This is a genomic window from Microbacterium sp. 18062 (genome assembly GCF_902706225.1).
Taxonomy (GTDB): domain Bacteria; phylum Actinomycetota; class Actinomycetes; order Actinomycetales; family Microbacteriaceae; genus Microbacterium.
This window is the reverse complement of the sequence record NZ_CACSKB010000041.1, coordinates 25,177-34,776: the sequence shown is the minus strand read 5'-3', so window position 1 is coordinate 34,776 and position 9,600 is coordinate 25,177. Positions and strand designations below refer to the sequence as shown.

Annotated in this window: 12 protein-coding genes; 3 read left to right on the top strand and 9 right to left on the bottom strand. The window is 70.4% G+C overall.

Annotated features, from left to right (window positions below; all coding sequences use genetic code 11):
• Positions 1-214: 214 nt before the first annotated feature.
• The 3 genes from GVL03_RS14395 to GVL03_RS14385 form a co-directional block, all read right to left on the bottom strand.
• A complete protein-coding gene (locus GVL03_RS14395; protein WP_159501698.1) occupies positions 215-595 on the bottom strand; it encodes a hypothetical protein in 381 nt (126 codons plus the stop codon).
• Between the two features lie 46 nt (positions 596-641).
• Complete coding sequence (locus GVL03_RS14390) at positions 642-917, bottom strand: helix-turn-helix domain-containing protein (protein WP_159501697.1); 276 nt, start codon at positions 915-917, stop codon at positions 642-644.
• Positions 918-1,343: 426 nt separating this feature from the next.
• Positions 1,344-2,411: a Glu/Leu/Phe/Val dehydrogenase family protein gene (locus tag GVL03_RS14385; protein ID WP_159501696.1), complete on the bottom strand. Its 1,068-nt coding sequence runs from the start codon at positions 2,409-2,411 to the stop codon at positions 1,344-1,346.
• Between the two features lie 224 nt (positions 2,412-2,635).
• Between GVL03_RS14385 and GVL03_RS14380 the strand changes: the two genes are divergently transcribed.
• Together GVL03_RS14380 and GVL03_RS14375 are read left to right on the top strand one after the other, a co-directional pair.
• The gene (locus GVL03_RS14380) at positions 2,636-3,433 is read left to right on the top strand and encodes a class I SAM-dependent methyltransferase (protein WP_159501695.1); all 798 of its coding nucleotides are present in this window, start codon (positions 2,636-2,638) and stop codon (positions 3,431-3,433) included.
• A 10-nt stretch (positions 3,434-3,443) separates the two neighbouring features.
• Complete coding sequence (locus tag GVL03_RS14375; protein WP_159501694.1) at positions 3,444-3,926, top strand: YbaK/EbsC family protein; 483 nt, start codon at positions 3,444-3,446, stop codon at positions 3,924-3,926.
• Positions 3,927-4,136: 210 nt separating this feature from the next.
• On the opposite strand, the gene GVL03_RS14370 is transcribed toward GVL03_RS14375, so the two are convergent.
• The 3 genes from GVL03_RS14370 to GVL03_RS14360 are packed head-to-tail and all read right to left on the bottom strand — an operon-like array spanning position 4,137 to position 6,255.
• Complete coding sequence (locus tag GVL03_RS14370) at positions 4,137-4,604, bottom strand: histidine phosphatase family protein (protein WP_159501693.1); 468 nt, start codon at positions 4,602-4,604, stop codon at positions 4,137-4,139.
• On the bottom strand, positions 4,601-4,963 hold the full coding sequence (locus GVL03_RS14365) for a gamma-glutamylcyclotransferase family protein (RefSeq protein WP_159501692.1): 363 nt from the start codon (positions 4,961-4,963) through the stop codon (positions 4,601-4,603). The genes GVL03_RS14370 and GVL03_RS14365 overlap by 4 nt, the downstream gene beginning before the upstream one ends.
• A gap of 17 nt (positions 4,964-4,980) precedes the next feature.
• A complete protein-coding gene (locus GVL03_RS14360) occupies positions 4,981-6,255 on the bottom strand; it encodes a DUF445 domain-containing protein (RefSeq protein WP_159501691.1) in 1,275 nt (424 codons plus the stop codon).
• A 32-nt stretch (positions 6,256-6,287) separates the two neighbouring features.
• Here GVL03_RS14360 and GVL03_RS14355 point away from each other — a divergent pair, with 32 nt between their 5' ends.
• Entirely contained in the window at positions 6,288-6,560 is a 273-nt protein-coding gene (locus GVL03_RS14355; RefSeq protein ID WP_159501690.1) for a metal-sensitive transcriptional regulator, read from the top strand.
• 12 nt (positions 6,561-6,572) lie between these two features.
• Here GVL03_RS14355 and GVL03_RS14350 read toward each other — a convergent pair whose 3' ends face one another.
• The 3 genes from GVL03_RS14350 to GVL03_RS14340 are packed head-to-tail and all read right to left on the bottom strand — an operon-like array spanning position 6,573 to position 9,499.
• On the bottom strand, positions 6,573-7,577 hold the full coding sequence (locus GVL03_RS14350) for an aldo/keto reductase (protein ID WP_159501689.1): 1,005 nt from the start codon (positions 7,575-7,577) through the stop codon (positions 6,573-6,575).
• A gap of 9 nt (positions 7,578-7,586) precedes the next feature.
• Entirely contained in the window at positions 7,587-8,744 is a 1,158-nt protein-coding gene (locus GVL03_RS14345; protein ID WP_159501688.1) for an acyl-CoA dehydrogenase family protein, read from the bottom strand.
• Positions 8,741-9,499 (bottom strand): alpha/beta fold hydrolase, encoded by a 759-nt coding sequence (locus GVL03_RS14340; protein ID WP_159501687.1) that lies wholly within the window; start codon positions 9,497-9,499, stop codon positions 8,741-8,743. Before GVL03_RS14340 ends, GVL03_RS14345 begins: the two co-directional genes overlap by 4 nt.
• Positions 9,500-9,600 lie beyond the last annotated feature (101 nt).

Here is a 9,600-nt window from a genome sequence, read left to right as displayed (position 1 = left end):
TAAGCCTCTCAGCGCCGATGGTACTGCAGGGGGGACCCTGTGGGAGAGTAGGACACCGCCGGACTTCTTTTCACACCAGAAATGGCCACCCAACGATGGGTGGCCATTTCTGCATTACCGGCACGAACGCTCTTTCACAGGGGTTCGTACCCGGTTCTCCTGTATTGGGCACGATGTGCTCTCGCTGACGCGCGCCGGCGCCGGCCGCGTCGAGTCAGCGATCCTCGGGCGGCACCGCCGGCGGTCCGAGAAGCGCGGAAAGCGCGGACATGACACGTCGAGCGCTGGAGACGCTGATCTCGATGCACTGGCTGGGACCCGAGCCGATGTAGACCCATGTCTGATGCGATCCGTCGCGTTGCCACACGGCGACCTCCAGATCGACCGCTTCTGCGCCGTCGACGGGCAGGTCGGAGGCTGATCGTGCGACGGTGCGCGCTATCGCTGCAATGCTTGCTCGCGTGGACCTGTGGGCGTGGTCTTCTTCATGGTCTTGTTCGCGGTGATCGCCATCGCACCAGGGCGGGCACTCGTCGCGCTGCCACGTCGGTCTATTTGCATGCATGCCGTCACTCCGGGTCGAGGGGGTGGGCACGAGTCGATTGACTCACGAACCTCGGACACCGCGGCGCGTGCAGGTCTCAGCGGCCGGTGGCGATACCGTGCGGCGCTTCGGGAAGCAGAGCGGCGACGTCGACGCCGAGAACCTCCGCGAGCGCGAGCAGCGTGCGCAGACGAGGGTTCGCAGGGGTTCCGGGATTGGATTCGCCCTTCTCAAGCTTGCGATACGTGAAGGTTGAGATGCCCGCCGCGTGCGCTGCGCGTTCCTGGCTGATGCCTCGCTGAGCGCGAGCCCTCTGCAGGTTGAGTCCCAGTTCTCGGGCGAACTCGTCCCAGGCGAGTGAGTCATCGGGCATCCTCCCAGCATCGATCACCCTGCATCGCGACATTCGCATGTACACATGCTTTTTCTCCCTCGAGGAGATGCGGTCTCTTCCGAGTGGCATCGGAATGGGCCCGGCGTTCGCATGTCTACATACGCATGTAGAGTACACGAGGTGCGGATGTTGGGGGATGACGTGCGTCCAGATGCTGCCGACGCGTCGGCGGACGACGAGCCCGGTGATGCCGGCTGTCCCGCGCGTCGGACGTGGAGGCCGCGATCAGGCTCCGACACGGGACGGACAACCGCCGCGGAGCGTCGCCGTCGCAGGGAGCGCGCACGACCCCCTGCGGAGGAGAGCAGGCGGGAACGGACCCTGCTCGGTGCGACGGCCGTGCTCGTCACTCTCCTGTCCGTCGCTATGGCGGTGTCCGTCGCCGTGGCGAACCTGTTCTGACGGTCAGGCGGGGGCGCGTGTCGATGCCTTTCCGAGACGCTCCGCGGCGAAGGCCTCCGCGGCGGCGAGCGGCGTGATGCCGCGTGCGTCGGCCTCATCCAGGAGATTCCGCACGGTGTCGCCGATGGCCGCGATGCGACGCGTCGTCTCGGTCCGGTCCACACCGCGCGCCTCGAGGTCGAGGTGGATCACACCGCCGGCGTTGGCGACGAAGTCCGGCGTGTAGAGGACTCCCCGGGCAGCGAGACGCTCCGCGCCCGCTCGCTGCGCGAGGGGGTTGTTGGCCGGACCGCACACGGCCCGGGCGTCGAGCTCTTCGATGACGGCGTCGGTGAGGAGGCCGCCGACACCGGCCGGCACGAACAGGTCGGCGGCGACGAGATGCTCCGTTCCCGGCTCCGCCCAGCGTGCGCCCAGCTGGGCCGCGAGTTCACGCTTGGCGGGATTCACATCCGTGACGGTGAGCTCGGCGCCCGCGGCGGCGAGCCGCGACGCCAGGCGTCCGCCGACCTGTCCGAGGCCGGAGATCGTGATGCGTCGCCCCGCCACGTCTGCGGTGCCGTGCACGTGTTCGAGTGTGGCGCCGATCGCCGCGTAGACGCCGATGCTCGTCGGTCCTGCCGGTTCGCCGGACCCGCCGACACTGTCAGGGAGTCCCACGACATGGGCGGTGCGTTCGCGGACGGTGAGCATGTCGTCGGTCGTGGAGCCGACGTCCTCCGCGGTGCGGTACGCGCCGTCGAACGACTCGACCGAGTCCCCGAGGTCCAGGAACGCATCGCGTCGGCGCTCGGCGTCCAGAATCACATCCGGCGCAAGGGCGATGACAGCCTTCCCGCCACCGGCGTCGAGTCCGGCGGCCGCGTTCTTCAACGTCATCGCGGCGGACAGCCGAAGCGCGTCTCCCACCGCGTCGCTCCAGTGCGGGTACGCCCATAGGCGCGTGCCGCCCAGGGCGGGACCGAGTGTCGAGGAGTGAAGCGCCACGGCGATGAGCAGGCCGCTGCGCGAGCCCGTCGTCACCTCCACGCGCTCGTGGGTGAAATCGGGCAGGGTCTGAGCGTGCGTCATCGCGTACCTCTTTCGCGGGCCTCGTGGGCCGTGCATCGACGGATGCGGCCGAGTCGCGGCATCCGTCGTCCATTGTGCTCGGTCCCCCTGTCGTAATGAAGGGTGGCGGGAAGAATCCCCGATCAGAGTGGGGGCGTCGACCCGCGGTCGTTCTGTCGGGTGCGGGAGAGCGCGGTGACGTCACAACGTACGATGCCACTGCGCGCGGCATCTACCCTCGAACCATGGCCGACAGCTACACCCACGGACACCACCCGAGCGTCCTGCGCGCACACGAATGGCGCACCGTCGAGAACTCCGCAGCCTACGTCGTGTCGGAGCTGCATCCCGGCTCCGCGGTCCTGGACGTGGGTGCCGGGCCCGGGACGATCACGGTCGATATCGCTCGTCGAGTGGCACCCGGTCCGGTTCTCGGCATCGACGCGTCGGCCGACGTCGTCGCGCGTGCGACGGAGTTCGCCGCATCCGAGGGCGTCGCCAACGTCTCCTTCGCGGTCGAAGACGCGTACGCGCTCGACTACCCCGATGCAGCCTTCGACATCGTGCACGCCCACCAGGTGCTGCAGCATCTGGCTCGTCCCGTCGACGCGCTGCGCGAGTTCCGGCGCGTCGCGGGCGGCGGTATCGTCGCCGCCCGCGACGTCGACTACGAGGGCGTGCTCTGGTATCCGCTCATCCCGGCGCTCGCCGAATGGCATGACGTCTACCTCCGCGTGCACCGGCTCGTCGCGGGGGACCCGGCCGCGGGCCGCAAGCTCAAGGCCTGGGCACGGGAGGCCGGGTTCGCTGAGGTGGCTTCCAGTGCGTCGCTCTGGTTGTTCGAGTCGGACGAGGAGCGCGCCTGGTGGGGGGAGTCGTGGGCGGAGCGTGCGCTCGAGTCGTCGTTCGCCGAGCATGCCGTCGGTCTCGGCGTCACCGATCGGACCGGGCTGGAGCGGATATCGAGCGGGTGGCACGAGTGGGCAGCGGCTCCCGACGGCTGGTTCCTGATGCCGCACGGCGAGATCGTCGCCCGTGGCTAGGCTGACGGATGTGACCGACGCTCTCCACCCGCGCAGCCGACTCGTCCACGACGCCCTCCGAGCAGCCGGGATCCCCGGCGAGATCCGGACGCTGCCGGATGCCGCGACCACCGCCGCCCTCGCGGCCGCCGCTCTCGGTGTCGAGGTCGGTGCGATCGCGAACAGCCTCGTCTTCTGGTCGGACGGCGAGCCGCTGCTGGTCATGACGAGTGGGGCGCACCGTGTGGACACGGCCGCACTCGCCCGTCGGCTCGGCCGGGACTCGATCGCGCGGGCGAGTGTCGACCAGGTCCGGGCGGCGACCGGTCAGGCCATCGGGGGAGTGGCGCCGGCCGGGCACCCCGCGAAGATCACGACGGTCGTCGACGAGGACCTCGCTCTCCACGCCGAGCTGTGGGCAGCGGGCGGGACGCCGCATACGGTCTTCCCCTTGACCTTCGATCAGCTGGTGGCCCTCACCGACGGGACCGTGGCGAAGGTCGACGCCGACTGACCTGGAAGTCCTCCGCTTCGTCTCGCTGCGCTCGCTCAGCGACCGGGCTTTCGCTACCCCACAGATGGTCCCGCAGGGGCCCTGAGAAGCTGACCCGAAAGTCTCCGCTCTCGGTCCCTGAGCGAGGAGCAACGCTCCGAGACGAAGGGCAGAGACCGGGCTTTCGCCCCCACAGGTCCGCCCGGCCCCACCGGCATGCGAGGAAGCCGTTCAGCGCGGTTCGTCGAACCGCCAGGACGCGGGTGCGGTGGCACGGGCTTCGGCCCAGTCGTCCGCATCCCACTCGAAGGTCGCGACCGCGCAGGTCGGCATGTGCGAGATCTCGTGGCTCAGGGCGAACGCGAGCGAGCTGAGCCCCGGATCGTGCGCCACCAGCAGGACGCTGTCGACGCCGCTCTCGGCGGCGACGCCCTGCAGGGTCTGCGGGTCCGCTCCGTACAGTCGGCGATCGAGATCTACTGCGACGCCGAGTTCCGCAGCATACGCGGACGCCGTCGAGCAGGCACGTGTCGCGGTGCTCGAGATGATCCGCGCGGGGCGGAAGCCGCGTTCGGCCAACCGCTTCGCCATCCGAGGAGCGTCGCGTCGGCCGCGGTCGTTGAGGGGCCGGTCGTGGTCGGGAAGACTGGGGTCGCCCCAGTCCGACTTCGCGTGCCGTGCGAGCGCGAGGGTGATCATCCGGTCCTTCCTGGTCGGCCCACGTACACCCAGGCCGCCCGGCCGCTCGCCAGCGTCACCGGGGTGCGGCGGTACAGGGACATCTGGTATTCGTCGGCCGCGTCGAGCTCGTCCGCGGTGAGCGACAGGACGATGCCCACGACCTTGTCGCGCGGGCCATCGGTGCGGCGCAGCACCGGGAGCACCGTCGTGCCGGAGGGGTTGGCGGTACGGGTGTCCTCCGCCTCGATGTAGAGGAGCGCGTAGCCGGGCAGGACATCGTCGTCCGTCTCGACGAGCCGTCCGAAGGTGTCGAGCTGGACATCCGGATGCTGCAGCGCGCCGTAGGCGAACAGCAGCTGGTCTGCGGGAGCTGCCACGGCGACAGGCTACCGCGCTACGCCCCGAAAACCGCGTGCGCGATCGTGAAGATCAGAAGTCCGGCGAGCGAACCGACGACCGTTCCGTTCAGACGGATGTACTGCAGGTCGCGGCCGACCATCAGCTCGATCTTCTCGGTGGTCTCGTCGGCGTCCCAGCGCTCGACCGTGTCGGTGATGATCGAGGCGATGTCGTGGCGGTATCGATCGACGAGGAACACGGCGGCATCCGTCACCCACCCGTCGACGCGGCGTTGGAGGGACGGGTCGGTCACGAGGCGATCGCCGATCTCGGCGAGAGCGCTCGCCACCCGGCGGCGCAGGCCGCTGTCGGGGTCGTGCAGTGCGCCGACCAGGCCGTTCTTCGCCGTCGTCCACACCTCGGCGGCGAGCTCCCGCACGCGCGGAGAGTCGAAGACGGTGCCCTTGGCGTCCTCGAACCTTCCGATCGTCGCGGGGTCGTGCTGGAGGTTGTCGGCGAGCCGGTCCAGGTAGCCGTCGATCGCGAGGCGGGCCGGGTGCTCGGGATCGGCCCGCACCGCGGCGACGAACTTCACGGCCTCGTGGTAGGCGGCGTCGTCGACCAGGTTGTGCACCATCGACGGCGCCCAGGACGGCAGCCGTCGCGACAGCAGGCCGGTGAAGGCCTCGCGGTTGGCGTCCAGCCAGGTGCTGATGCTGTCGGCGGCGAGATCCACCCCCTGGTGGTGCGCTCCCGAGGCGACCAGGCGCTCGAGCCATCCGCCCAGCGGGGGACCCCACTCCGGCACGATCAGGTGCTCGCGCGCGAGATCGGCCAGCACCTCCTGCACGTCGTCGTCGCTCAGCGCCTCGAGCACGCCGGCCGCCATCGTCGCGCCCTCCGCGGCGACGCGGTCGGCGTGCTGCGGGTCGCGCAGCCACTCGCCCAGTCGCGCGGCGATCGGGGTCGCGGAGAGCTTCGTGCGGATGATGTCGCCGGAGAGGAAGTTGGTCTCCACGAACTCGCCGAGCGTCCGGCCGATCTCGTCCTTGCGGGTCGGGATGATGGCGGTGTGCGGGATCGGGAGACCGAGCGGCCGGCGGAACAGTGCGGTCACCGCGAACCAGTCCGCGAGGGCGCCGACCATGCCGCCCTCGGCGGCGGCGCGCACATAGGCGAGCCACGGATACCGCGCCTGCAGCGCGAAGGCGATCACGAAGACGATCGCGAGGAAGACGAGCGCGCCGAGGGCGATGCCCTTCATCAGCCGGAGCCCGCGCAGGCGCTCCTGGTCGGCGGGGCTCAGCAGAGCGAGCGGGGTGCGAGCCATCCCGCCATCCTCGCACGGCGTACTCTGAACGCGTGATCGATGACATCAAGAAGCGTGCTCTGCATCGCACCAGCATCCTGGAGGGTCAGCTGCGAGGCCTGTCGAAGATGATCGAGTCCGAGGACTACTGCATGGACATCATCACGCAGTCCCGTGCGATCCAGCGCTCGCTCGAGTCCCTGAACCGCCTGCTGCTGGAGAACCATCTGCGCACGCACGTCACCCACATGTTCGAGGCGGGCGGAGACGACCGGGACCAGGCGGTCGCCGAGCTGTTGAAGGCGTTCGACTTCACCGGCAAGTGACGGCCTCCGCCGTCAGGCGGCGACGTCCCCGCGCTGACTTGTCCAGTTGACGTCGAAGCTGCGGTTGCCGGCGATCCGGTCGGCGAAGCCGTCGAGCGCAATCATGGCCGCCGCATCGAGGCGGACGGGCACGGCGGGCAGCCATTCGTCGACGTGCACGGCGAACCGGGAACCCGGGATCGGCGCGATGGGGATGCCGAGCGCGTCGGCGCGCGTGTAGAGCCAGGCGAGCGCGAGCTGGGCGCCGGTGAGATCCTGATCGGCCGCGAGGGCGAGGTACTCGTCGCGCAGCGGCGCGTTCGTCGCCAGGTTCTCCGGGGTGAAGCGCGGGAACTTGGGCCGGCCGTCGCCCTCGCCGATCTGATCGGCCGAGAACCCGTCGGCGAGCCAGGCGCGACTGAGCGGCGAGTACGGCACGAACCCGACGCCCAGCTCGACGGCGGCCGGGACGACCGAGAGCTCGACGTCGCGGCTGACGACGCTCCACTCGGTCTGCACGGCCGCGATCGGGTGAACCGCGTGCGCGCGCCGCAGCTCGTCGGCCGTCGCCTCGGAGAGTCCGAGGTGGCGCACCTTGCCTGCGGCGACGAGATCCGCCATCGCGCCGACCGTCTCCTCGATCGGGACGTCCGGGTCGACCCGGTGCTGGTAGTAGAGGTCGACGTGGTCGGTGCCCAGGCGCTGCAGGCTCCGGTCGATCTGGTCGTTCACGTACGCCGCATCCCCGCGGATCCCGCGCTGACCGATCCGGCCGCCGTCGATGCCGAACTTCGTCGCGAGCACGATGTCGTCGCGGCGGGCGGCGGTCAGGCGTGAGATGATCCGCTCGCTGCGGCCGGCCCCGTAGATGTTGGCGGTGTCGACGAAGGTCAGGCCGTTGTCGACGGCGTGGGTCAGCGTCGCCAGGGCGGTATCGTCATCCACCGCGCCGTAGACGTCGCTGAGGCTCATTCCGCCGTAGCCGAGCGCGCTCACGACGAGGCCGTCGCCGAGCTGCACCGATGCGATCGCGGTCATGTGCGACTCCTAGTTCTCGAGGGGGCCGAGCCAGGCGGTCGCCGCTGCCGCGTGCGCCGACTCCGGATCGGAGGGGTGGAAGAGGCCGGCCAGCACGTCGCGGTAGAGGCGACCGAGCTCGTGGTCGGCGAAGTATGCGGAGCCGCCGGCCACGAGGATCGCCTCGTCCACGATCCGCTTGGCGGTCGTGGTCGCGCGATGCTTGAGGCCGGAGAGCAAGGAGAACCAGCGTCCGCCGTGGTCGGTCTGCGCATCGACGTCGTCGGCCAGAGCGGCCAGCTGCGGGCCCAGGGCGTCGTAGGCCAGCACGATGTCCGCGATACGCCAGCGGATGTCGGCATCCTGGCTGTAGGCGGCACCGGTCCTCTTCGAACGACGCGACCTCGCGGCCTCGACGGCGAGATCGAGGGCGCGGCGGGCGACACCGGTGTACACCGAGGCGAGCAGGATCTCGAACACGCTGAAGATTCCGAAGACGATCGGATCGGGGCTCGGCCCCGGCGCTATGCGGCGCACGACGCGATCCGCCGGCGCCACGGCGCCGTGGAGCTCGGTCGTGCGCGACTGCGTGCCGCGCATGCCGACGGTGTCCCAGTCGTCCCGCGTGAGGACCGCGTCGCTGCGCGGCACGAACCCGTAGACCATGCGCGGGCCATCGGGCGACGCGGTGTCGAGCCCGTGGAGTCCGAGCTGTGTCCACACCGGCGCGAGCGAGGTGAAGATCTTGGTGCCGGTGAACGCGTACGAGCCGTCGGCGCGGGGCGCCGCATCCGTGTCGCTGCCGAAGAGCACGAGGTCGTTGCCGGCCTCGCTGATGCCGAATGCGAAGATCTCGCCCGCGGCGGCCCCGGTCTGTACGAAGGCGAGGTCGTCGATCCCGCGATCGCGCAGCACCTTGGCGACACCGGTCCACACGAGATGCATGTTGACCGCGAGCGCCGTCGCGGGAGAGGCGGTCGCGAGGCGCTGCTGCAGCTGCGAGGCCTGGGCGAGGCTCAGCCCGCTGCCGCCGCGGTCGGCCGGGACGAGGATCGAGAGGTACCCGGCTGCGCGCAGATCGTCGAGGTCGTCGTGCGGGAACGCGTTGTCGCGGTCGACGTCCGCCGCGCGCCCGCGGATCCTCTCGAGGAGCGCATCGGGAAGGTACTGCTCCACCTCGAAGGTCATGACAGCGTCCCGAGGAGCACCGCCACGGTCGCGTCTGGGCGGTCGCGGTGCGGCGAGTGCCCGGCGCCGGCGACGACCGACATCGTGATGCGCGGGTTCGCGGCGAGCACGTCGACGGCGGTGTCGCCGGTGAACAGGCTGTAGACGTCGGGGTCGGATCCGATCACGTGCGTGGGCAGGGCGAGTCGTGCCGCGGCGTCCCGGACATCCCAGTCCGGGTTCTGGCTGCTGGTCTGCTCGACGGCCCACCGGCTCGCCTGCTGGGCCGCGATGGCCTTCAGCTCGACGTCCTGCGGATGCCAGTGCGGATGCTGGTCGCGTACCGCCTCGATCGAGGGGTCGGCGAACGAGGACTCCTGGCTGGTGCGGACGATCTCGCGATCGGCGGGCAGGAGGTGGAGGGCGGGGTCGACGAGCACCAGTCGCCGTGCCCAGTCCGGTCGATCGGCGGCCGCGAGCGTCGCCGCGGCGCCGCCGAGGGAGTGGCCGAGCACGAGATCCCAGGCCCCGCGGTGCGCGGGAACGGTGGCGGCCGCGTCGGCGGCGTAGGCGGGGATCGAGTAGTCGAGTGCGCGCGGGGCCGAGCCGTGCCCGCGGAGGTCGACGGCCACGGCGTACCACCCGGCATCGGCGAGAGCGATGCCGAAGCGCCACATGAGCGCGCCGGAGGAGCCGAGTCCGTGGAGCAGCAGGGCGTGTCTGTCGGCTGCGGGATCGCCCCAGGCGAGCCGGGGGAGGACGACGGATGCGGGCATACGTCGAGCGTAGAGCCGAACGCCGACGCCGAGGTCCGCCGTATTGCCCTCCGTGACGCCTCCAGAGGAGGCGGGGCAGATTTCTCGTGTCCGTAAGGGGG

Coding starts and splice junctions, on each gene's coding strand:
- GVL03_RS14385 (WP_159501696.1), bottom strand. CDS start 2,411: ATGACGCACGCTCAGACCCTGCCCGATTTCACCCACGAGCGCGTGGAG.
- GVL03_RS14340 (WP_159501687.1), bottom strand. CDS start 9,499: ATGCCCGCATCCGTCGTCCTCCCCCGGCTCGCCTGGGGCGATCCCGCA.
- GVL03_RS14360 (WP_159501691.1), bottom strand. CDS start 6,255: ATGGCTCGCACCCCGCTCGCTCTGCTGAGCCCCGCCGACCAGGAGCGC.
- GVL03_RS14390 (WP_159501697.1), bottom strand. CDS start 917: ATGCCCGATGACTCACTCGCCTGGGACGAGTTCGCCCGAGAACTGGGA.
- GVL03_RS14370 (WP_159501693.1), bottom strand. CDS start 4,604: ATGATCACCCTCGCGCTCGCACGGCACGCGAAGTCGGACTGGGGCGAC.
- GVL03_RS14350 (WP_159501689.1), bottom strand. CDS start 7,577: ATGACCGCGATCGCATCGGTGCAGCTCGGCGACGGCCTCGTCGTGAGC.
- GVL03_RS14380 (WP_159501695.1), top strand. CDS start 2,636: ATGGCCGACAGCTACACCCACGGACACCACCCGAGCGTCCTGCGCGCA.
- GVL03_RS14345 (WP_159501688.1), bottom strand. CDS start 8,744: ATGACCTTCGAGGTGGAGCAGTACCTTCCCGATGCGCTCCTCGAGAGG.